Origin of the sequence: Paenibacillus sp. FSL K6-1217 (assembly GCF_045040735.1) — a bacterium.
GTDB lineage: Bacteria > Bacillota > Bacilli > Paenibacillales > Paenibacillaceae > Paenibacillus_AQ.
The window spans coordinates 2,806,318-2,830,708 of the sequence record NZ_CP150271.1; the positions used below are offsets into that span (position 1 = coordinate 2,806,318).

14 protein-coding genes and 1 riboswitch are annotated in these 24,391 nt (G+C 53.7%); of the genes, 8 read left to right on the forward strand and 6 right to left on the reverse strand.

Annotated features, from left to right (window positions below; all coding sequences use genetic code 11):
* The first annotated feature begins 45 nt into the window (after positions 1–45).
* Positions 46–1,215: a YncE family protein gene (locus tag MHH28_RS12605; RefSeq protein WP_405115352.1), complete on the forward strand. Its 1,170-nt coding sequence runs from the start codon at positions 46–48 to the stop codon at positions 1,213–1,215.
* 90 nt (positions 1,216–1,305) lie between these two features.
* Positions 1,306–2,466 (forward strand): YncE family protein, encoded by a 1,161-nt coding sequence (locus MHH28_RS12610; RefSeq protein ID WP_405115354.1) that lies wholly within the window; start codon positions 1,306–1,308, stop codon positions 2,464–2,466.
* Positions 2,467–2,553: 87 nt separating this feature from the next.
* Here the strand turns inward: MHH28_RS12610 and MHH28_RS12615 are convergent, their stop codons facing one another.
* From MHH28_RS12615 to MHH28_RS12630, 4 genes are all read right to left on the reverse strand, one after another.
* Positions 2,554–9,204 carry an S-layer homology domain-containing protein gene (locus MHH28_RS12615; protein ID WP_405115356.1) on the reverse strand — a complete coding sequence of 2,217 codons (6,651 nt, stop codon included), beginning with the start codon at positions 9,202–9,204 and terminating at the stop codon, positions 2,554–2,556.
* A gap of 335 nt (positions 9,205–9,539) precedes the next feature.
* On the reverse strand, positions 9,540–10,379 hold the full coding sequence (locus MHH28_RS12620) for a carbohydrate ABC transporter permease (RefSeq protein WP_405115358.1): 840 nt from the start codon (positions 10,377–10,379) through the stop codon (positions 9,540–9,542).
* A gap of 15 nt (positions 10,380–10,394) precedes the next feature.
* Positions 10,395–11,333 (reverse strand): carbohydrate ABC transporter permease, encoded by a 939-nt coding sequence (locus MHH28_RS12625; protein WP_405115360.1) that lies wholly within the window; start codon positions 11,331–11,333, stop codon positions 10,395–10,397.
* 147 nt (positions 11,334–11,480) lie between these two features.
* The gene (locus MHH28_RS12630) at positions 11,481–12,824 is read right to left on the reverse strand and encodes an ABC transporter substrate-binding protein (protein ID WP_405115362.1); all 1,344 of its coding nucleotides are present in this window, start codon (positions 12,822–12,824) and stop codon (positions 11,481–11,483) included.
* 283 nt (positions 12,825–13,107) lie between these two features.
* Between MHH28_RS12630 and MHH28_RS12635 the strand changes: the two genes are divergently transcribed.
* From MHH28_RS12635 to MHH28_RS12655, 5 genes are all read left to right on the forward strand, one after another.
* Positions 13,108–14,886, forward strand: a complete 1,779-nt coding sequence (locus MHH28_RS12635; RefSeq protein WP_405115365.1) for a sensor histidine kinase — start codon at positions 13,108–13,110, stop codon at positions 14,884–14,886.
* 120 nt (positions 14,887–15,006) lie between these two features.
* Complete coding sequence (locus MHH28_RS12640; RefSeq protein ID WP_405115367.1) at positions 15,007–16,629, forward strand: response regulator; 1,623 nt, start codon at positions 15,007–15,009, stop codon at positions 16,627–16,629.
* 141 nt (positions 16,630–16,770) lie between these two features.
* The gene (locus MHH28_RS12645; protein ID WP_405117046.1) at positions 16,771–17,283 is read left to right on the forward strand and encodes an AAA family ATPase; all 513 of its coding nucleotides are present in this window, start codon (positions 16,771–16,773) and stop codon (positions 17,281–17,283) included.
* A gap of 537 nt (positions 17,284–17,820) precedes the next feature.
* The gene (locus MHH28_RS12650; RefSeq protein WP_405115369.1) at positions 17,821–18,816 is read left to right on the forward strand and encodes a substrate-binding domain-containing protein; all 996 of its coding nucleotides are present in this window, start codon (positions 17,821–17,823) and stop codon (positions 18,814–18,816) included.
* A 117-nt stretch (positions 18,817–18,933) separates the two neighbouring features.
* The gene (locus MHH28_RS12655) at positions 18,934–21,228 is read left to right on the forward strand and encodes an alpha-galactosidase (RefSeq protein WP_405115371.1); all 2,295 of its coding nucleotides are present in this window, start codon (positions 18,934–18,936) and stop codon (positions 21,226–21,228) included.
* 157 nt (positions 21,229–21,385) lie between these two features.
* Here MHH28_RS12655 and MHH28_RS12660 read toward each other — a convergent pair whose 3' ends face one another.
* Together MHH28_RS12660 and MHH28_RS12665 are read right to left on the reverse strand one after the other, a co-directional pair.
* Entirely contained in the window at positions 21,386–22,816 is a 1,431-nt protein-coding gene (locus MHH28_RS12660; RefSeq protein WP_405115374.1) for a flotillin family protein, read from the reverse strand.
* Positions 22,817–22,834: 18 nt separating this feature from the next.
* Complete coding sequence (locus MHH28_RS12665) at positions 22,835–23,227, reverse strand: hypothetical protein (RefSeq protein WP_405115376.1); 393 nt, start codon at positions 23,225–23,227, stop codon at positions 22,835–22,837.
* Between the two features lie 51 nt (positions 23,228–23,278).
* On the opposite strand from MHH28_RS12665, the gene MHH28_RS12670 reads away from it, so the two are divergent.
* The gene (locus tag MHH28_RS12670) at positions 23,279–23,485 is read left to right on the forward strand and encodes a hypothetical protein (RefSeq protein WP_405115378.1); all 207 of its coding nucleotides are present in this window, start codon (positions 23,279–23,281) and stop codon (positions 23,483–23,485) included.
* A gap of 357 nt (positions 23,486–23,842) precedes the next feature.
* Positions 23,843–24,030, reverse strand: a riboswitch (cyclic di-AMP (ydaO/yuaA leader).
* Positions 24,031–24,391 lie beyond the last annotated feature (361 nt).

Genomic DNA, 24,391 nt, shown 5'->3' on the forward strand with positions numbered 1-24,391 from the left:
CCGGTGAGTCCATGAGCCAGAAGCACATGAAAGGGGTTTTTAATTATGAATACGAAAATAGCAAACCACAGAAGAAGTCTAGCATCAAATATTAATCCTTACGTGTTTGCGAGTTATGAACTTTCCTATTATTTTGGCTACGTCGCTGTCATTGATCCTGTATACAATAAGGTCACCAAACGGATTCCGGTGGGCCTTAACCCTGGTCCTATGTGCTTGAATCCAAGTGAGGATAAGCTTTATGTAGTAAATACGGGCAATGATTCGGTCACTATCATTGATGCATATAACTTTAACGTTATCAAAACCCTTCACATTGGCTCTTCGTCCACCTCTAGCGCTCCTGTTGCCATCTTCGCTGCTGCTAACGTGAACAAAGTCTATGTAGCCCATTCGGGTGACAGGGCCGTTACAATTATTGACTCCGTCACAGATACGGTTATTAAGCAAGTGGATTTGCCTAGCGGAAGCGGCTACCCTTTTGCCTTTGCCGGTAAGGTGAACAGTCTCTTTGTCTTTGTTGCATGTAAGTCTAAAGATAATGATAAAGGCAAGGTTGTCGCCATTTCCGTTGACGATGATACCCTCCATCCCGTTGGGGATGATACTCCGCTTGAATTTGACGGGACCCACAACCCCTTGACCGTGTACCCAGGCGGAGTGGAGCTGGTCACACTTGGGCCGACGGGCATGTTGACTCATTTTGAACCACTTACAATGGGTCCGTCCAAAACTTCAAGTATGCTGGACAATACGGTATCCGGGATCTATCTGGATAACAATATGTTATTTTGCACCTCGCGAGAAGATAGAGCCTATCTGAAAAAATTCAACAACCTGTTCATGGACCAGCAAGGAAACATCACCCATGATCAATTCACAGAAATCCCCAGTTACAAAGGCCAGGATAAAATCCGTGTTTCAAGTGATCAAAGTACTATTTGCATCACCATTCAACCCACCACTTTCCCGACAGGCGGTCTGCAAATTTACGATGTAAACGCTGCTAGCTCACGGTTTGTTCCGCTCCCTTATGTCGGTGACTTAGCACTTTACGATTTCATCATTGCCTATGTAGGACAACTGACTTCGATTCAACCGATTGCTTTGGGAGATCCAAGTAATCCCATTCCTGCTATTCCGATTGGCATAAACTCCACAGATCGCGTTAACGTCAAGAACATTATTTCCGGTTATAGCAATCAGTCCTTGTAATGCACATTTAATATAAAAATCGAGCTCTCTTCAAGTCGAAACGGACTTGAGGACAGCTCTTTTTTGAAGCATATGAAAGGGGATTTCATAATGAATACGAATACGGCAAACCGCAGAAGCAAACGATCATCAGGTAATCCTTACGTGTTTGTGAGTTATGATACCAGCTATAATGCGGGCTATGTTGCTGTCGTTGATTCTAGACAGAATGAGCTCATCCAACGCATTCCGGTAGGCATAAAGCCCGGGCCTATGTGCTTGAATTACCAGGAGGATAAGCTTTACGTAGTGAATATCGATCAGGATTTTATCACTATCATTGATGCGTATACCTTTGAAATTATTAAAACTGTTCACATTGGAGGTCCCTCTGCCAAAAGCGCGCCTGTTGCTATCTTCGCTGCTGCTAAAGTGAACAAAGTCTATGTAGCCCATTCGGGTGACAGGGCCGTTACAATTATTGACTCCGTCACGGATAAGGTTATTAAACAAGTGGATTTGCCTAGCGGAAGTGGCTACCCTTTTGCCTTTGCGGGTCACCCAAATAGCAATTATGTCTTTGTTGCATGCAGGGCTAAAGATAATGATAACGGTAATGTTGTCGCCATTTCCTATCTGGATGATAGTGCTTATCCAGTTGGAGATGGAATCGAGCTTACCTTTGACGGCAGCCGCAATCCTCTGACCGTTCATCCCGATGGGCACACGCAGGTTACGTTTGGACCTGCGGGTATGCTTACCTATTTTGACAATGAATTCATTGGAAGCTCCAGCACATCAAGTCTGCTGGACAACACAATATCCGGAGTCTACACAGACGACAAAAGATTATTCTGCACCTTACGCGAAGACAAAAACTATCTGAAAATTATCAGTAATCTGGCCATTAATAAAAATGGAATCGTCACCTATAAGAGTTTTGCGGATTTCTCCAGCTACAAAGGTCAGGATAAAATTCGTCTTTCACGGACGCAAGCCTACATTGGCATTACCGTTCAACCTACTGATTCTCCAAGGGGTGGCGTGCAAATTATTGACTTAAATGAAGGCTTTTCCCATTTAGTTGAGCTTGATTATGTCGGTGATTTAGCGTTCCTCGATGATTCCACGGCCTATGTAGGAGAAGTGACCTCGATAACTCCGATTGATCTGGCGACGGCCACAGCCCTGCCTGGTATATTTCTTGGCACAAACTTCATGGATCTCTTCACTGTCAAGAATATTGTTATTGGTTATAGCAATCAATCCTAATAACATGATCTTGAATATACGCAGAGCAGCGGTTCTCCGGATATTGGAGAACCGCTGCTCTGTTCTGACTTAAATTGTTAGTTGAAGTTACATATGCCCCAGCAGGTTAGCGAGGACCTGCGCACTCTCGGCACGGGTCATGGTGGCTTGCGGCGCGAATTGCTGATTGCCGCGTCCCGTGATCAGACCTGCCTGCTCAGCGGCAACGGCTGCCTGCTTCGCCCAGTCCTGAATCCGGGAGTAGTCACTGAATGAGCTGGCAGCCGATTCACCGCTGCTCTTGCTCCCCTTCAAGTGTTCGTACGCCCGGACAATCATGACCGCCATCTCCTCACGGGTAATGCGCTCATTCGGAGCGAAGGCCTCCTTGCTGCGTCCAAACACGATACCCGCTTCATTCACTGCCGCAACAGCTTCGGCATACCAGAGTCCCGGGTCCACGTCAGCAAATGCCGAGGGGCTTGCCGCCTTAAGACCAAGCGCACGAGTAATCATCGCGGCGAATTGCGCTCTGGTGACCTCTCCCTGCGGCTGGAACTCGGTGCCTGAGATGCCTTCGATAATATGCTTTGCAGCCATAGACTTGATAACACCGCTGGCCCAGCTAGTGCTACTGACATCTGCGAATGTCTTGTCATATTCCAGCACAGTATACTGGCTGAAATGGTTGACAGCGGCAGTCATCTTACCGTCTGTCAGCGTGCCGCCCATGTATTCAAGGGCACCGCTGGCAGTTATAGCGTAGACGCCGAGCAGATCACGGTTAGCCTTAGGATCTACTGTGAAGGTCAGCGTCAGCGGCTTGGCAAACGCTGTCACCGGTACGGAGCTGCCGTCCGCAGTAACAACCTCCATACTGAAGCGGATCACATCGCTTGCCGCCGTTAGCCGGACAGACCCGTTGACCGCCGGGTTATTCATCAGCTGCTCCGCAGCAGCTCTTGCCGTCTTCACGGCCGTAATCTTAATCCTTGCCAGCTCCGGTTGCCCTCCGGCTCCGGCAAGCTTCTCCCGGATGTCCTTCAGCGCTGCCGGAGTCAGGTCAACAGCAACAGTGTTCCAGGCAAGACGCAAGGTGTTCTCTCCGGTAATTCCAGGCAACCCTGCCGGAAGCAGCACGGATTCAGTGACATCTGTAAGCGGAACCGTTATTGCTCCGCCAGCCGGTGCCGGGAAATCAGCCGCTGTAAGAAGCTTCTCTGTCTGCGGTGAAGGTGACGGCACTGCAGATGGCGCCAGCGAAGGCGTTGCAGCCGGTGCCGAAGTCCATACCGGCGCGTCGGTCGGCACCGGAGCCGGAGACGGCGCCGGGGTTGGTGTGACTTCCGGCGGAAATTCCTCTTCTTGTACAGTGAGCGTTCTTGTCACTTCTACTGCTGCATTGCCCGCTGAATCAGTCACATTATAATGATAGATATAGCTGCCTGGAGCTGAAGTATCCAGCACCGGCACGGTCTCCCCATTCTGCGTAATCGTCGCAACGATCCGCTCTGTAATATCACCATCACGGTCATCTGCCGCTGTAGCTCCGGCATCCGTATAGCTTGCCCCCTTCTTCACTTGAACGGATGCTTCACCAAGCAAGGTAATCACCGGCTTCGTTACATCCGGGTCCAGCGCAACTACGACCCGTCTGGTCACCTCAGCCGCCGCATTGCCTGCACTATCACTGACATTATAATGGAAGGTATAAGTATCTTCCCTGGAGGTGTCCAGTTCAGTCAAGCCGTAGACTTCGCTGGTCACCGTTGTCGTAATACGGTTACTGATATCTCCGTCCTGGTCATCATAGGCCGTAGCTCCGGCATCGGTATATTCCGCACCTACCGGCAGATTGACGGCCGCTTCGCCCATCAGAGTAATCACCGGCTGTACCGTATCCGGTACGGGCAAAGTGATCTTACCGCTGGCTGAGCTGTCTGCTCTCGCATCCCCCTTACTCATTGTTACCGAGAACGTGAAGCTGCCCTCTGTATCCTCAGTGGCTGCCTGGAAGGCAGACAAGGTAACGTCGCCGAGGGTTACCCCGGTATCGCTTAAGCCCGACAATCCGCTTATCGTCTGTTGCAGCCAGACACGGACAGCTTCTTCACTATTTGCTTGCGCCATCTTGACGCTGTAGCCTGCGGCTTCAATCAGGCTCTTCGCCTTCTGGACAGCCTGCTCATTGTCTACGCTATCCTTGTCTCTGGCTACGGCCAGATAGCTGAGCAGCGCTGCCTGACTGAACGTATTGTTCACTGAATATTTCACCGTACCGCTGACCGGCAGCGTGAAATCATGTTGAACCAGCACTCCGCCCAGACCAGCAACCAGTCCGGTCTTAACGGTTTCGGTTACAGTTTGCCCTTCAGCATCAGGATAGCTGAGGGTAATATCCATCGTCCGGCTGGCATTGTTCCACCAGTCGAGATGGTAGGAAGTAACCGTATATTTACCTGCACTCAGAGGCAGGTTGTAGACCAGCGGCGTATTCTTCGTATTCGAGCTATACACTCCGGTCTGGGCTTTATTGGTGGTGACTACATCACCGCCCAGCCCTTTGACACTATAGTTAGCGCCCGTATTCGTATGTCCCCATACCGTATCCCCTGTGGACAGTTGATCCGCCTTGTCATTCATCAGGCTGCCGCCAGTGAGATTCCTTATTGCTGTATAAGGCGGAGTGTCGCCATCCCCGGCGAGGCCCATGTCCAGGAAGTACACAAGCCCCTCAGGAACCACTTCCACGTAAGCAATGGTCTTCAGACTTCCATAGGTGCCCGTGACCGCTACCCGTTCATACGGAGTATCGAAGCTGACCACATCGAGACTCCACTTCACTGCCACCTGTATTTTAGAGCCGTCTGCGAGCGTGGCCTCTACCTTAGCTGGAAGCTCGGGCTGCTTCCCTTCATAGGTAGCCCTATCAGGAATGGACGCAAGCTCTCTCACATCTCCGAGTAGCAGCAGATTTAGAGCGGAAGACAGACGTTCCGCCAGCTGCGATGCCCCTTCCTGGTCCAACCGGTAGAGAACCGGATCATTCAGCGCTGCCTTGGCGGTATCCAGTGCATTCGTGAACATCTTCCAGTCCTTCTCCGGGTAACTGTCTTCCCTGCTGACCGCAAGCGCAGCATCCACCGCCTGCTGAAGCCCCGCTGTATACGGTCTGCCTGCGCCTTCCCCGCCAATGACCGCTACGGAATCCACAGCGAGGGTTCCGCTCAGCACCTTGATCTGAACGGTATGCTCACCGTATTTCAGTCCGCGGAGTGTGAAGGTCTGGTACAGCTCCTTCGCTGCATTAGCAGCACCCGAGACTACCAGAATCTCGCCGTCCACCACAGCTTCCAGCTTCGCTGAGCCGTCATTCGGCCCCAGAATATCAAGGCCCGTGCCGGTAAAAGTATACTTCAGCACCGCACCGGCCCCTTGGCTGGTTGAGAGGGAACGCTGATAGACATACATGCCTTTTCCATTCTCATGGGCCCAATTGCCTTCATAGACCAGCTTCGTCCCCGGGACTTCTGCCAGATCCGTCATCTCCAGATTATCCAGCTGCTCGGCATAGTAAGGGGTATATCCGTCTACTTTCTCCACCTTCAGATTATCGAAGCGGGTATGATAGAAGCCGCTGGCGAGCTGCACACGCCCGGAGAGCTTCGGATTCGGATCAGTATAGGTTGTAAGCTCAACCTGATCCAGATATGCAGTGACGGTACCACCGGCCACCTGAATGGCAATGTTATGCCACGCGTCATGGGCCGTATTGAAATCAGCAATCTTCACCCCGCCTGAGCCGGTAGCTGCGTTACCGCTGGCCACAACGATCCCGCTGGACAGCAGCTGCCAGCCTCCGTCGAACCAGAACTTAAGCGCATAAGGGGTGCCGTTAATCGTCTGCGGCCCGCCCTGGTATCTGGCTCCAATCGCTGCATAATTATTGCCGCCATAAGTACTATTCTGTTCAAAAGACACATCGGCACTCGCCTTATAATTGGTCCAGCGGTAATCCCCGATGACAGTGACCGGGTCGCCTCCGTTCCAGGCACCGCCTACTCCTGTGGTCGTCTGGTCCAGCTGCTGCCGCAGCACATAGTTGTTCGTGCCGTCGACCCGATAGCCCTCGAAGGCGCCGTTAAGGTCCTGCGTATAACGCGGCATAACGCTATACGGGCCGCCGCGCGAGCTGACATAGCTCTGTTCGCCGGTAATCTGTCCGCCCTCTCCGATCACCGGAACGCTCCGGTCTCCATAATTGAAATCATCACCGTACAGGATCTGATCCTCCGTATTCTGCACAGACCCGGTAGCATCGGTATCCAGCACGGTACGTTCACCCTCCACCGGGAGCGGTGTGCTGAACCCTTCCTTATTACGGTTATCCAGTGTGGTTACAGTTACAATCGAGAACGGCTTAACACGAATGGTATACACGCCGCTGCCGTCTGCCTGAACATCTCCAAGATCCTTCATATAGTTGCTGTTAAAAGCCTGATCTGTCTCCGCCGCACGCGTCTCCCACATCTCCAGAGATGGATTACCGGTATAGGCCATGTTGACGGCCTTAAGCTTGTAGATCTTCTCAGTCTCGCTGTCATTGATGATCACCGTCGAGAAATCCTGTTTGTCTGGTGACGCCAGGGTCATATAGCTCGGAGTCCCGTTGCGCCCGCTTACCGGGTTGGTGCCGGTTGATCCGGTGTAGCTGGCCTGGGGAACAGCCCGCCAGATTCCTGCCGTATTGTCTTCGTTCTCCCAGCCGGTCTTAGCGAACCCGTTAAAATGCTTCAGGACAAGCAGTCCCGCATCATAATGAATGAAGCCCGACCACGGGTCGCGTGCGCTGAGCAGCTCCTTGAAGGAATATTGTCCTCCTTCATAGAACGATCCAATCGCCGGCTGATAGATGAAATGCGTCCGGCGCGAATTCACGAAGCCCTTGATAATGGTATTGCCCATCTCCAGCGGTCCGCCGGTGCCGCCGATCCCCGTCCCGGGCACTGACGGGTCCTTCATATTATTATGGGGACGGAAAGCCGAGTTACTGAAGGTGGCCTGGGCTTCACTATTCCAGATCTCCTTGTCGAATTCGTCCGCCAGCCGTTTGAAATTGCCTTTGCTGTCGTCATCGGTGTTGTAATGATACCCGGCAGCAGCTACCGCTTCGCGCAGCGACAAGTCATTCACCAGTGCATCGCCGAAGGAGCCGATGCCGACTTCATCGGAAATCACAAGCTTGATGCTGTGGTACAGCTCCTTCTCCTGCTCGTCCTTGAAGTCTGCCGTGTCTGATTTGACCCTCTCGCCGTACTCCTTCGTCCAGGCCAGATCCGGCGCGTGCTCATTGATATGAGGATTCACATAATCTACCATATAGCCGTATTCGCGGTAGGCGGCCAGAATGGTCTTCTTATACCAGCTATAGATTTTGTCGTTATTGTCAGCCCAAGCCGGAGCATTCCAGCGCAGGAAGCTTACCTTGACCGCCGGATTGACGGCCTTGGCATCCGCCGCAAGCTGGAAGCCGGGATGCCGGGTTACATTGGCCTCCTCATCCTCCGTGCGCATCGTCGAAGGGTCGGGACCGGTCGAGTTATTGCGGTCATTGCCCATCTCAATCTTGACATGGTCGATCAAGGGGCGGTCGCCGCCGAACAGGATCTTCAGCATTTGCGCATACGCCTCCGGCTGCTCGGACTTATAGTCCATCAGCAGCGCGCTGGTGCTGTTGCCGCTGAGTACGCCGAAGCCCTTGAAGGTCAGCCCGTTCACATTCCCATCCTTGATGTCCTTACCGTCCAGCTGAATTCGGACCGTAGAAGCAGCGGTCTCGCGGGCGTTGTCTAACTTCTGCTTAATCGCGCCCTTGGCAACAGCGAACCAGCTAAGGATCGGCTTCTCCCCGCTGACATAGGCATAGGTTAGTGTCATCGGACTGCTGGTGTCAATATCTCCGGGAACGGTAAATTCACCGGAAATGAACTTCGTCTTGTTCGTGTTAAACGGTGTAAAAGAGATCGTCTGCACCATTCCGGCCGTATTCACATATTCCAGCCGGGGCTGAATGGCCCGGTCGCGAGTGCCGTACCAGTCATTGAAGCCGCTGCTAAGGGTATATACTCCAGATTGAAGCGCTTTCAATTTATAGACGATATCCTTGCCGGAAGGATCTGCCCGCAGGCCTACCTTCCACACGGAAGGCTCCACCGCAGGATCGGCTCCCGCAACATCAATGGAATTCTTGACCTTGTTGCCGTTATCATCAAATCCCCATTCGGTCGTGCCGCTGACATACTTCTGATCCGGCAGTGTATTCATCAGGCTGCTGCCGGATAACAGCTTGACGGCTTCGTAAAGGGGGGATGCTGCTGGAGGATGATTTAAGGAATCGCCCCCTCTGCCGCTGTCCACGAAGTAGACGAGCGGACTGTCCGCCGGCGGAATGACCTCCACACTGGCTGCGACCGGGCTGCCATTGGCCGAGCCGGTAACGCTTACGGTGTCATAGGGCACATCGAAGGTGTCTTCCCCGATATTCCAGTTCACCGGCGCATCCTGTCCTCCAATACGTAAGCTGGCTGGCAGCGTGGTCCCTGCTGCTGACTTCGCTCCCATGTAGGCCGCTGCATAGACCGGATCAGCGGCAGCCGCAGAGGCCGCAGGCACCCCTAGTGCAGGGAACATTCCGGCTACGAGTGCAGTTGATAATAACACGGAGAATAGCCTTTTCTTAACGCGGTTCTTTCTGTTCACTATCTCATCTCCTCGTGTATAAAAATACCTGGCAGACTGCAAAAAGCTGCAACTGCCAGGCTGAATCTTTACTAACTGCTAGTCCCGGATAGGACTATTGACTACATAGATTGCACTTTAAAATATACTAAAGGGAAAAGTGGCGGAGGAGAATTTTGGAACTGTAGGAGCGATAGCGTCCGCCTTTGTCACCGGATTTCTACCGCAATTAGCGGTTAAATTCAAGAAATCTGGGGACAACAGTGGCCGGAGGGCCAAACATTCTCTGGAGTCACGGCTATCCCGTAGGAGAAAATATATAAGTGCAACCTTTGTAGTTTAAATCCAACGCTCCACTACCCCTTAATCCCCGAAGCCGCAACGCCCTGCACAAAGTACTTCTGAAGCGCCAGGAACACAATCACTACCGGAATGATCGACACCACACTGGCCGCCATAATCAAGCCATACTCCGCAGAATACTGTGAGATGAACATCCGCAGACCGATCTGAATGGTCTTGAGCTTCGTATCGGTCAGATAGATCATCGGCCCCAGGAAGTCATTCCAGGTGGCGACGAAGGTGAAGATGGTCAGTGTGGAGAGTGCAGGCTTGGACAGCGGAAGCATGATTCTCGCCCAAATTCCGTATTCGCTCAATCCGTCAATCCGGGCCGCTTCACATAATTCATCAGGTACGCCCTGATAGAATTGACGCATCATGAACACGCCGAAGGCCGAGAAGGCTTGCAGCAGAATGATTGCCAGGTGGGTATTGTTCAGTCCCATATAGCGCATCAGAATGAACTGCGGTACCATGTAAGCCTGCCAAGGGATCGCAATCGTGGCGATATAGCCCAGGAAGATTACATTCTTACCTCTAAAATGCAGCTTGGAGAAGGCATACGCCGCGAAGCTTGAAGTCAGCAGCTGCAGAATCGTAACAATAATCGATAATTTCGCAGTATTGTAGATGAATCGTCCGAGCGGAATCCGGGTCCAGATATCCTGGAAATTCTCCCAGCGCGGGTTAGACGGAATCCACTGCATGGGGAAGGAGAAAACATCCTTGTTCAGCTTGAGCGATGACGACAGCATCCAGATATACGGAACCAGCATTGCCAGTACAGTCAGAATTAACAGAGCATATACAAGCACCATTAAGCTGATTTTAAGTCCTTTACTTTTACCAACCATATCTTATAGATCCCCCTATTGTCCGTATTTCTTCTCGCCGCGGAACTGGACGATGGTGATGCCGAGTACCAGCAGAAAGAGTACAATCGCCATGGCACTGGCATATCCGTAATCCAGCGAGCGGAACGCCGTGTTGTAAATCTGATAGACCATGACTCTTGTCGCATTATTGAGCTGGTTATCAGCGCCGGCGAACAGGTTGATGAAGATATCGTAGACCTTGAACGAGTTGATGACCAGAATCATCAGGACAAAGAAGGTGGTTGGTGCCAGCTGCGGCACAGTTACGTTGCGGAATCTTCTCCACGGGCCTGCCCCGTCCAGTTCAGCCGCCTCATATAGCTCCGGGTTAATGCCCTGGAGACCGGCCAGATAGATGACCATGTAATAACCCATATTTTTCCACACTGTGAAAAGCACTACCGTAAACATCGCCCACTGCTTATCCGCCGCCCAGCGGGGCAGGTCCTCCAGCGGAATGCCGGTAATCGTATGCAGAATGTTGTTGATCGGCCCCATGGTCGGGCTGAAGATGAAGTTCCATACCGCAGCAACCGCTACCAGCGAAGCCACGTAAGGGAAGAAGAAGACCGTTCTCATGAAATTACGGCCCATAATCTTCTGATTGAGCAGAATCGCCAATGCCAGCGCCACGATCATGGTCAGCGGCACAACTCCGACAGTGTAGACAATGGTGTTCCACAAGGCTTTGTGGAAGGTGGTATCCTTGATCAGCCGGGAGAAATTGTCCAGCCCGATGAACTTCATCGGATTGGCCCCATCCCATTTCACAAAGGCCAGAATAAAGGCAAAAATCATAGGTACCAGGGTGAACAGGGCAAATCCGATAAAGTTCGGCGCAATAAAGCTGTAAGCGACCAGATTATCCCGGAGGCCGCGTGACAACCGGCTTTTTGGGCTCTTATTTGTACGCAATAGGGTTTCGTTCTGCATTCGTTCTCCTCCAAACCTTATATAACATCCCTGTAAAGTGGGAATTTATTCGATGCCAGTTAATGTGAGTGCTGTGATGTCCTCTATTTATATGGAAGGCGGGCCTCCACCCGCCCTCACTCAGGACGCTAATGTAACAAGTTCATCTTAATTGTTCAACAGTTGGCCGACTCGGTCATTCATATCCTTCAAGCCTTCATCAATTGTAGCGTTCTTGGTCATGATGTTGTCATGGGCTTCATTCAGAATGACCTCGATGTCTGCACTCTTCTCGTGAATCGGCATTTCCAGGTAAGTCTGAACGGTATTCAGTGCAGCCTTGCTGTTCTCATCTGCCGGGAAGCCGTCGATGGAGGTAATGGAATTGATAACTTCGTCATTCTTGATCGCCGGAATCGTACCGGTCGAAGCAATAACCTTGGCGCCTTCCGCACCGGTTACGAAGTTCATGAAATCAAGGGCTGCTTCCTTATGCTTGGATTTCTGGTTAACGGCCAGGGAAGTGATCGTGCCCAGAGTCGTTCCGGCTTCAACGCCGTCCGGATGAGGGTATTTCACGATGCCCCATTCCTTCGACTGGGATTCGCCGCTCTTCACCTTCTCAATCTGGGTGGCAATGAACCAGCTGCCCATGTTCATCATGGCTACGGAGTTGTTGTAGAATACGCCGGAGTAATGCGTGCTGGAGGTCTTCAGTGTAGCGTAATCCATCACGATTCCGTCTTCCTGCTCCTTCAGAATCCGCTCATAGGTAGGCTTCAGGAAGTCATAGTTGCCGCCGACCACAGTGTTCTTGCCGTCCAGGATGCCGAACAGTTGAACCGCGCTGCGCCAGGTGTGGTAATGGGCACCGTATACTTTTTCCGAACCGCTGCCGGAGGTCATCTTGCGGGCCAGCTCATCATATTGGTCGAAGGTCATATCATTGGTCGGATAATCCACGCCAGCTTTGTCGAACAAGGCCTTGTTGTAGTAGATCAGCCAGAAGTCACTGCGGAACGGAAGCGCATACACCTCGCCGTTCACTTCAATCTGCTCAACCGTACCGCCGTATACCGAAGGATCAATAGATTTGTCGCCCATATAGGCCTTCAGCGGCTCCAGGTGATTCTGCTTCACAAGGTTCGAATAGCCCGGAATGTCCTTGATCGTCAGGACGTCCAGATCCGCCCCGCCCGAGAGCTGTGTGCTGAGCATGGTCATATAGTCGGTGGAGCCAAGATCGACATATTCGATGGTTACGTTCGGATGAGCAGCCTTATAGGCATCGATCAGCGGTTTGTAGTAGGCAGTCGCTTCCCAGTCCCACAGCGCCCATTTCAGTGTTACCGGCTCCTGGCTCGGTTCGGAGGAAGCGGTTGCAGCGTTGCCCGAAGCAGGTGCGGCCGTGGCAGCAGCGTCTTTCGTATTGTTATTGCCGGAGCATCCGGCCAGCAGGCTCACGGAGAGCGCGGCGCTTAGGGTCATGCCGTAGAATCTTTTTAAGTTCATGTAAGTATCCCCTTTATCCTCTTATGGTCTATCAGTGACCGGCACATTTGCTTATCCGGCCTTAGTTCACAGTGTAAGCCTTTTCAGACCCCATTGGGATGCAAAATCAAACACAGTTCCTTCACTATTTAGTGCTTTTCTCCGCACAGCCTGCCCCAAACCTGTAATTTCTTATCCGAAACCTGTAAAATCCTCAGCTTCTCCCCCCGGCTCTATATTGAAACGCAGGAATATGCTATGGTAGTTGAAAACGCTTTATATAGGTTCAGCTATTTATGAAGGAGTGTTCACAACGGTACGTAAATCTACTATTAAAAGCCGCATTATTCTGCTCATGACCGTCTTTGCGCTGCTGATTGCCTCGCTGCTGTCCTGGTTCAGCTACGAACTGATTACGTATTATCAGCGCAAAACGACGATTCAGGCGACGGAATTCAATCTTCAGCTCGTCTCCCATATTATTGAACAGGATCTGATTGACCTGACTACGCTGGCGATGACCAGCAGCACCAATTCGTCCACGAACACCCTGCTCACCGAATATTTCGGTTCGGCGGAGGCCAGCCCCAAGCAGGCGCTGAATGTCTTCAATGCGATGCAGGATGATGTGCGGATCAACCGTTCCTATAGCTATGTACGCCGCCTGATTGCCACAGATAACAGCGGAAAGTTCCTGCAGGTGGAGAACTTCGGCACCTCCATTCCGCTTACGATCCATAATATCGGCCAAGTTACCGGTCTTACGAATGATGCCGAAGAGCAGTGGAACCGGGTCATTAAGGACCCGCTCTCCAATTCCTACGGAATTCCCTTCGTGTTCCCGATCTATGGCCGGGGGGCCACCCGGGTGGGGACCGTCTACCTGCTCGCGAATACCTCCGTCATTACGGACAAGCTGAAAGGCTATGCCCTGCCGGAGCACTCCCGGCTGCTCCTCACGCTCGGCGATCATCATTATCAGCTTAACGGAGATCAGGTCAAAGCCATTGAAGAGCCGTATGAGCCGGTAGCCTATACCAGTGACAAGCCTGTCGGCCCGGACACCGAGCTGTCCATGGTGAAATTGCAGGATGAGCGGGAACGCCATATCGTGGTATCGTATCCGGTACGCAGCGGTGTCATGCTCTCGCAGACCTTATCGAACGACCAGTTCGCGCCCCGGAGCAATATATGGATTCTGGTCCTGCTCGGCGTCTGTCTGCTCGTGCTTGTCTTAAGCGCGATCATTACGCTGTATTTGACCCGCACGATCAGCCTCCCGGTGGAGAAGCTGAAGAAGCGCATGGACAAAATCGCCCAGGGCAACTTCCTGCTGGATTCGGGTATTGAATGGAACAGCGAGCTGGGCGATGTCGGCCGGGGCATTAACCGCCTGTCCCGGGATATCGTGGCCCTTATGGACAGCCGGCTCGCGGACGAGAAACAGAAGCAGGAGCTGGAATACCGGATGCTCCAGAATCAGATTAATCCGCATTTTCTGTACAATACCCTGAACTCGATTAAATGGATGGCTACGATCCAGAACGCCACCGGCATTGCGGAGATGACCACCTCCCTGTCCCGGCTGCTTCGCAGCATTGCCAAGGACAACCGGCGGCTGATGCCGCTGAAGGATGAGCTGAGCCTGCTCGATGACTATTTCCTGATTCAAAAATACCGCTATGGCAGCACCGTCACCATGGTCAAGGAGATCGGGGATGAGGAGCTGCTCACCGGGCTAATTCCGCGCTTCACGCTCCAGCCGCTCGTGGAGAACGCGATTTTTCATGGCATCGAGCCCAAGGGCCGGGGCGATATTGTTGTCCGGGTCACGAAGAACGGATTCGCGGATCTGCTCATCACGATCGAGGACAACGGGATCGGGATGACGGCGGAGCAAATCTCCACCATCCTATCCGTTCCCGGGGACGAAGCCAAGGGATTGCTGGAGAATATCGGGCTGCGCAGTGTGAACGAACGGCTGCAGCTGGCTTTTGGCGGGAATTACGGCTTGTCCATCGAGAGCGAGGTTGGCCGTTACACCACGATGAAGCTGCTGCTTCCCTTCCGGCAGAGAGAGTAGCCATGCGTTCGGCCCATCTAGCGGTCCATTCAGCTCCACGGCGGTGCAATGTGTTCGGTTTTTCGGTTTCAGCTAATCATTCGTTTACATTTCAGCAAACTGAGCAAGGATGTGATGAGCTTGATCAAATTATTGATCGCAGATGATGAAGCCCTGGTCTGCATCGGACTCCAGTCCATGCTGAAATGGGAGCAATATAACATTGAGATTGTCGGCATCGCCCACAACGGCGCGCAGGAGGAAGAGATGATCGACAACCTGCGCCCGGACATTGTAATCAGCGATATCAAAATGCCGATCAAAACCGGCCTGGAGGTCGCCGGATCGGTCCGCCGCAAGTACGGGCGGCTTCCGTTGTTCATAATGCTGACCAGCTACGAGGAATTTCAGTATGCGCGCGGAGCGATTGAGGTCCAGGCCACTGATTACCTGGTGAAGCTGGAGCTGACCCCGGATGCGCTGGCTGAATCGATCCGCCGGGCCCTTGCTATCCTGGAGGAGTACCAGACTATGGAGAGCTATCCGAAGCTGGTCCATCGCGGCGATCTCCAGGCCCAGCGGGATAAATTCTTCATCCGGCTGTTCAATAACCTGTTCGAGAACAAGAACCAGTATCTGCTGCAAAAGGAGGACCTGGAGGTGGACCTGTCAGCGCCGGCCTATCTCGTCTGTACCTGCCGCATTCTCGGACCGGACACCGTCCCGCCGCGCGGGGATAAGCTGGTTGCCCTATGCTCAAGCACCGTACAGATGGCGAAGGATACCCTCTCTTCCCTCAGCGCCTGTTATGTAACTAGTCTGGATCTGCGCAACTTCGCGCTGGCCCTGCCTGTGCCGGGCACCGATCCGCAGCTCTGGATGGCAGACATCCAGAAGCTGCTGGCGGATATGGCTTCCGTGCTGCATAATTATTTCAATGTGACCATCATCGGCGCGATTGGCTTCGCGGTGGAAGATCCTTATCTGCTGCAGGGGAGCTATCTCGCTGCCCGCAAAGCGCTGCCCGCCGCCGTGAAGGAGCGCTCCTTCGTCTTCTTCACAGAAGGCGAAGCCCCTCTGCAGGAGCAGCTGCTGTTCGATTTCTCGGAGTCGCGCCTTGAGATCCGCCGGGCTTTTGAAGAAATGGATACCCGCGCCCTGCACAGCATCATCTCCCGGATGATTGAGATCTTCGATGGACGGGCCGACCTGCTCGTTCCCGCCACCGATGCCGCCTGCAACATTCTGTACATGGCGACCTCCCTGCTTGCGGATGGGGAGAACATGGTGGAGCAGATCTTCGAGCATGAGCCGGAGGGCTACCGGGCGATCTATCAGATGCATACCATTGAAGAGATTACCGGCTGGCTGATCCAGTTCCGGGACGGCTGCGTTAGTATGCTCTCCACCCGCAGACAGAGCTACAAGGAGCAGGTCGTGAAGAATGTGCAGGACTATATCAAAAGAAATCTCGGCACCAAGCTCTCGCTCCATCAGGTCGCGGATGTGTTCAACTTCAGCCCCAACTATCTCAGCCATCTGTTCTCCAAGGTCGCCAAAGTGAACTATGTCGAGTATATCACAGAGACCAAAATCACCGCCGCCAAAGAAATGATGGTCCGCGGCGAAGGCCGAATCTACGAGATCTCCCAGAAGCTTGGCTATGAGAGCGCCTTCTATTTCAGCAAGGTATTCAAGAAGGTCACCGGGCTCTCCCCCCGGGATTATATGCAGCAAATGGAAGGGAATTCAGGAGGAAATTAAACGGGGGACGAAAGGAAGTAACGGCAAATGAACAAACAAGTAGAAACGGCTTTGCCGTCCTTTTAAAGGACGGTACCGTTTCAGCGAGAAATAGAAGGACAATTTATAGAGTGAAACATATAAATTCTTATATTTGGACAAATCGTATTTCTAAACGGAGTTACCAGTTCCGGCAAAACCTCAATAGTCGACGCCATACAAGCGAGATCGCCGGAATTCTTCTATGTAGTAGCCAATGATCTGTTCGAAGAAACGATCGGGGAACGTTACCTGCGTGAAGATTACTGGAAGTATCTTAGTGAAGCTATTATCCTGATGTATCATACCGCCAAATTATTCTCGGATCATGGCAAGCATGTGCTGATTGACGGCATCATCGTGGAACGGCGCGGACTTGAGCCTCATTATGAGAAGATCAGGGATATCTTCGCCGGATATCCGCTATCCATTGTGGAAGTGTTCTGCCCCTTGGACATTTGCCGCCAGCGCAACCTGGCCCGGGAACACCGAAGCGAAGAGCAGTCTGAGGAGCAGCATAAGCTGATGGCCCGTAACATCGGTTACAGCTTTAAGGTGGATACGCATGAGAACACTTCTGAAGAGTGCGCGGATCTGATTGTGGGGCATTTATTCGGGGAGCGTACCGCAGAATAATAGGGATCAGATGACAGAGGCTGCCTGCAGAGGCTGCCTCTTTTTAGTTGCTTACACACAGAATAACGGGCGGCGTCAGTCTCTTCCGAAGAAGCAGGAGCCGAACAACACAGCAAAGCCTGCTGTAACCTTTGTGCAAATTCCTCTTAGAGACCTTTAGGCATCTAACGGACTCATAGGACGCTATTGCGTGAAAAAATAGACTTTTCCGGGTTTGGCGGACTCAGAAACCGTTATGTTGCCTTGTATAGCTGTAAACGAGGGGAATGTGGATCATTAACGGATTCTGAGTCCTCTTCGTCCAGACGGAAGGCAAAATTAGCGAAGATAAGGGCCCTCCAGTCCGCAAGGCGGCGGCGATAGGACATTGATCCGGCAGCGGACTAGCCATACGTAGTCGTCGCCCTTACCAACCCATGAAACGCTGCTACATCTTAATGTAAGCGCTCCTCAAAATCTGCTTGAAAGAACAGCAAAGGGATGATAGGATAAAAGCGAAGATTTAGTAAATTTATTAACTAAAAGGCGTGAAGCAGCTTGGCAACGATCAAAGACATCGCCCGTGAAGCCGGCGTATCGGCCGCAACCGTATCAAGAGTACTAAATAATGACCTGTCCCTGGCGGTCAGTGAGGAGACACGCAGCCGCGTATTTGCCGTGGCCGGGCAGCTTGGCTACAAACCCTCCCGGGTACGGCAGTTGAAGCGGGAGAACGAGCTGGGCAGCAAGACGGTCTCGCTTCTGCTCTGGTGTACAGCCGAAGAGGAACGGGACGACCCTTATTACGGCTCAATCCGGCGCGGCGTGGAGCTGCGCTGTGAGGAGCTGGGCATCCGGCTGGGCCAGACGCTGCGCGGGTACAGCATGCCATCCCCGCTCCGGGCCGCCGGTGATGGGCTTATCGTAGTCGGCGGGAGCTTCCAGCCGGGAGAGCTGGCTAAGCTGCACCCGGACCCAGGCACCACCGTGCTTGTCGACCAATATTCGGAGCGCCCGGAGTATGACTCTGTGCGGACGCATTTCCGGCAGGCTGTCGATCAGGCGCTGGGCCATCTGCTGGAGCTGGGCCACCGCGAGATCGCCTTCATCGGGGGCGGGGGCGAAGGGGAGCGCCGGAGGCATCATTACACCCGGATGTTGCAGAGCCAGGGCTGTTATGATCCGGCGCTGATCCGTACAGGGAGCTGGACCAGTGCTGACGGCTACCGGATGATGAGCGAGCTGCTGTCAGGCGTAAGGCGTCCTACAGCCTGCTTCGCGGCTAGTGATCCACTGGCGGTCGGCGCTCTGCGTGCCCTGCATGATCACGGGGTACAAGTGCCTGCCGGGATGGCTGTCGTCGGCTTCGATGATATCGAGATGGCTGCCTATGTCCAGCCCCCGCTGACAACGGTCCGTGCTTATCCCGAACAGATGGGCAAAGCTGCGGTTCAGCTGCTCGCCGAACGGTTCGAAGGACGCGAAGCTCCTTCGCATACGATGATCGGCACGAAGCTGATTGTCCGCGAGACCAGCGGCGGGACACCGGATTAACGCAGACAAGCTACACAGCAATCGTTATTACGCCTGTTCCAAGGGTTCCGCAGGAGCAACACTCAAGTTGGTCCAGATCATCGAACCTTATCCCATCACACAAGGAGTGTTATGATCATGAACATTTATGCAGATGAATCGCTAGGGCTGTTTCACCTTCAGTCCAAAGACACCAGCTATATCATCCAACTGGTAGAGGGTTACCCTGCCCATGTCTACTGGGGCGCACAGCTCCGTCATGATGACAGTCTGGCCGGAGCACTGGAGCTGCGTGAACGCGCCTCCTTCTCGCCGACACCGCTGCCGCAGAAGCCCAAGCTCTCGCTGGATGCCCTGCCCCAGGAGTATCCGCAGTATGGTACAAGTGATTTCCGGCGGCCGGCTTATCAGGTTCAGCTTGCCGATGGCACGCGGATCTCCGAGCTCCAATATGCAGGATATGTCATCACACCGGGCAAACCGGCCCTGGACGGACTGCCTGCAGTCTATGCGGAGAGTGAAGCAGAAGCCCTCACGCTTGAGCTTACCCTGAAGGATGACTACGCCGGACTGACAGTCAGACTGCTCTATACGGTGTTCGCGGACCATCAGGCGATTACCCGCTCCGTCCGCTTCGAGCATCACGGCGAAGCTCCGCTCCGGCTGGAGCAAGCGCTCAGTGCATCGGTCGATTTCGCAAATTCCGCCTATGACACCCTACATCTGAGCGGTGCATGGGCGAGAGAACGCCACGTTCAGCGCCGGCCGCTCACTCCGGGGGCAGCCCTGTCGCTGGAGAGCCGCCGCGGATCAAGCAGCCATCAGGTCAACCCGTTCCTCGCGCTTCTGCGCCCGGGTGCAGATGAAGACCAGGGTGATGTCTATGGCTTCAGCCTCGTCTACAGCGGCAGCTTCAGCGCCACTGCCGAGGTGGAGCAGTTCGGGCAGACCCGGGTAAGCATCGGGATTAATCCCTTCGACTTCTCCTGGCTGCTGGAACCCGGCCAATCCTTCCAGACCCCGGAAGCTGTGCTTGTCTATTCGGGCACAGGCATCGGCGGGATGTCGCGCACCTATCACCGTCTGTACCGGACCCGGCTCTGCCGGGGTGTTCACCGTGATCAGGCCCGGCCGATTCTGGTCAACAACTGGGAGGCAACCTACTTCGACTTCGATGCAGACACAATCGCCACCATTGCCAAAGCAGCAGGTCCGCTAGGCATTGAACTCTTCGTCCTCGATGACGGCTGGTTCGGCAAGCGTGACAAGGATAACAGCTCGCTCGGTGACTGGTTTGAGGACCGCCGCAAGCTGCCTGAGGGTCTCGCTGCTCTGGCAGGCCGGGTTAACAAGGAAGGCGTTCAGTTCGGTCTATGGGTGGAGCCGGAGATGGTCTCGCCAGACAGTGACCTGTACCGCAAGCACCCGGACTGGTGCCTGCATGCCGAAGGACGCCGCCGCACGGAAGGCCGCAACCAGCTGATTCTGGACCTTTCCCGCCCGGAAGTATGCGACTATCTGTACGAGACCTTAAGCGCAGTCTTCGCAAGTGCGCCGATCCGCTATATCAAGTGGGACATGAACCGCAACATGACCGAGATTGCATCGGCGAAGGCCGCCCCGGAGCGGCAAAAAGAAACCGCCCACCGCTATATGCTCGGCCTGTATAATCTGCTGGAACGCCTCACCTCGCGCTTCCCTGACATTCTGTTCGAGAGCTGCTCCGGCGGCGGCGGCCGGTTCGATCCGGGCATGCTGTTCTATATGCCGCAGACCTGGACCAGCGACAACACCGATGCGGTTGAACGCCTGGCGATCCAGTATGGCACAAGCATCGTCTACCCGGCCAGCAGCATGGGCGCGCATGTGTCTGACGTTCCGAACCATCAGGTGGACCGCATGACCTCCCTCGCTATGCGCGGCGATGTGGCGATGAGCGGTAACTTCGGCTATGAGCTGGACCTCACCAAGTTCACCGAAGCCGAGAAGGACCTGGCCGCCCGGCAGATTGCCCAGTATAAGGAGATCCGCACGCTGGTGCAACAGGGGGATATGTACCGTCTGCTGAGCCCGTTCGAAGGCAGCGGAGAAACAGCCTGGATGTTCGTCAGCGAGGATCAGACCGAGGCCTTCGTCGCTTACTTCCGCGTACTTGCGAAGCCTAACCCGCCGATCTCGCGCCTGATGCTCAAAGGTCTTAACCCGGAGCTGGATTACGTGCTGGAGACGGGGGCAAAAGGCAGCAACGAGCATCTGCACGGTGGCGCAGAAGTACATGCGGCTGCGGCGGGCAGCAGCTCCGCTCCGTTCCAGCCGGCCTTTGACGGCACACCGCTCGGCGGCGACCGCCTCATGCGTATGGGTCTCGTCGTCTCCGATCTGCGTGGAGACTACGCAAGCTGCACCTACCGCCTTAGAGCAGTGCAGCGCTGATCTGCAGCTTTATTTTCACTGTTGCTGCTTCGTACAGCTTCAGACATACCACAGGCGTCAGCCTCCTTTTGGAGACTGACGCTTTTTTTTGTGGAGTGATATAGTTTGGAATGGGCTTGCTGCCGGTTAATTAACTACTTATTATCTGCCTCGTTTCCTACTCCTGCCCCTGTTCATGCTCCCGGCCAAACAACCCGCTTAGCGCCTCTGTTACATCCATACCCGTCAGGGTCTTGGTCAGCTCAGGCACCTGGGCCATGATTTTGGCGATATCGCCGGTGATTTTGTTCACGCCTGCGGAAGCCCCGTCTTGGGAAATGACAGTGATCTTATCTACCTTGGCCAGTGGGGAAGCGATTTTGTCTGCCAGCTCAGGCAGGATTTTCAGGAACTCGACGGTCAGGGCAGCTTGGGTGAACTGTTTGTATGCCTCGGCCTTCTTCTGCAGCGCTCCCGCTTCCGCCGCTCCGGCGAGCTGGACGATCTCCGCATTCGCCTTTCCTTTTGCCAGCTCCGCTTCCGCTGTGGCCAGTCCGCGCTTGGTCGTTGTAGCTGCGTCGGCTTCCGCCTCCAGAATCTGCCGCTGCTTGGCGGCTTCCGCTCTCATAATGGTCGCCTGATTCTCCGCCTGGGCAGGCTTGATTACCGTTGCCTCCAGCTCCTTCTGCTTCAGCTCCACCTCAATCTCGCGGACGGTGCGGTTGGCCTCGGCCTCCATCTGGGTGATTTTGACCTGTTCCGTAACCAGTGACTGCTTGATCTTATTCTGCTGCAATTCGTACGCCAGATCCGCCTGCGCCTTCTTCACCTCGGTCTCCAGCTTGAAGTCCGCCTGCTTAATATTCAGCTCCTTCTCGAACAGGGATTCCTTCGCACGCGCAGCGGTCCCCGCTTCGATGGTCGCCTGATGGGCATTGGCTTTGGCAATCGAGGATTCCTTCTCCGCTTCGGCCTGCTTGATCTGAATGTCGCGCTCGGCTTCGGCCTTGGCAATGCTGGCGTCGCGGCGGATGCGCTCAATCTCAGGCACCCCCATATTGTCGATGTAACCTTTGTCGTCCGTGATCTTTTTAATGGTGAAGCTGACCACCTCCAGCCCCATTTTGTCGAGGTCCTCCGAGCAGGTCTCCCGCATCTTGCTGTTGATCTCGTCAGGGGTCTTGAGGATAGATTCTACGGTGAGCTGGCCGATCAGGCCGCGCAGATGTCCCTCCACCGAATGCAGAATAATCGTCTCGCGGTCTTCTTCCGGCCGGTCGATGAACTGCTCGCTGGCTGTAAGAATCGCGGTTGGATCGCTTTTAATCTTAATCTGGGCGACCGCCTCCAGGTTCAGCTTGATACCCTGCCGGGAGAACATTGCCTGCGCCGGAATGACGTCGAAGCTCATCAGCATCATGGAGATGGTTTTATTGTTCTGGAAGCCGGGGATGACGAATGTCCCGCCGCCCTGGACCACTCTTTTGCCGCCGAGGCCGTATACGATCATAGCCTGATTGGGCGGTACCTTCTTATACGCGGTCACAATACTGGTTAACGCCAGCAGAATCACTACAACAATAGCTCCGGTTACATATAAAATTAACATTTGCTCCGACACTCCCCATTAATATTGTTCGCTTTCCCTCTCGAAAAGAGTAACCGCTGCGATTCCCTTATCCGTCTTCACAATAATCACCCGGTCGCCCCGCAGCAGCTGCTGGCCAGGCTCCGCACGCACGCCGATGGAGCGCATGGTCCCGTGCAGCACATACTTCATCTCTCCCACCGCCCCATCTGCTGCGGCAATGCTGATATAGCCGAGCTGGCCTGCCGGATCATAATCCGACTCACTCATACTGCTGTCATACCGGGTCATCACCCGGGCCAGCACCGTGTAGAGCAGAATGCCCGGCAACAGGGCGGTCAGGGTGCAGACCAGCACTATAGGCAGCAGGTGCATCCCGCTGAACCGGGTAAGCACATAACCCGTGCCGCCCCAGACAGTGACAAACACCATCAGCGGAAGAATCGGCAGGAAGCCCGGCCCACCCGCATCCCCTCCCCCGACATGCAGATGTCCCGCCAGTCCGTGCCCATGTATGCTGCCGCTGAGAATAAGCAGGAGTCCGACCCAGAAGCAGATGATAAATACAGTTGCGATGATAATCCCCTCCTTTCGTTATATTGTGATGATGTAGTAGCTGACTATTTGGGTGATGCACAAACGGACTATTGTGGTCCACAAAATGAATATTCCGGCATCCAAAATGACTAATTAGTGTTGTTATGTGACTTAATTGTGCTTCTCTCCGTCACTATTTCACCTACCTTCCACTTTGGACTGCCTGGTTAGTGGGGGAGAGGTGCAACCTGGTTCAGGTGCACTAATGCTCCTCATTTGTTCAATTAGCCAACTTTTCTGGAATTCAGGTGCACTAATGCTCCTCATTTGCTCAATTAGCCAACTTTTCTGGAATTCAGGTGCACTAATGCATCTCATTTGCTATCTCCTGCCCACTCTTCACCCCCGGCTAACTCTAGCCTATCTGAGGGATTTATCCCTTTCACGTACAGCAAAAAAACCACAGCAGCAGCAGGGCTCTCCGTGGTCGGTTAATCGATCATGGCGCTCATCCTCTCTCTTCGAGGCTTACGGGGTTAGCTGACGGATTCGGGCAGCGAGATTGCCCTACCTTACCGGAGCTAAAGCAGCACACTGGCAAGGATTCACCCCGGGTACTCAGCAGCCAACACTTAAGCCGCGCCGCCTGCACCAGTTGGTTCCCCCGTTCCCGTTACGGAATTCAGCCATTTCAAGAACAGTGTCATTTCATTCAGTTGATGATTGAATCTTACGCCTGCAGCCATTTAATGTAAAACCTCACGGATGACAAAAGAAGCCAAAAATATCGTCCCTTCGGGAATGAAGGCGCATTCTTCAGTTCGGCTCTTAACCGCCCGGTGATTTGCTCGCGCTATCGTCTGTTTACACCAACTTCACTCTTCCTCTCTCTTACTACTCACCTACTCACCCACTCGCCCACTCACCTACTCACCTACTCACCTACTCACCTACTCACCCACTCACCTACTCACTCCTTCTCATTATCCTCTCAATGACTTCCTCCCAACTCAATCCCTCATCCCCCATCTTATTTCTCCAATACACTATTTCAAAATT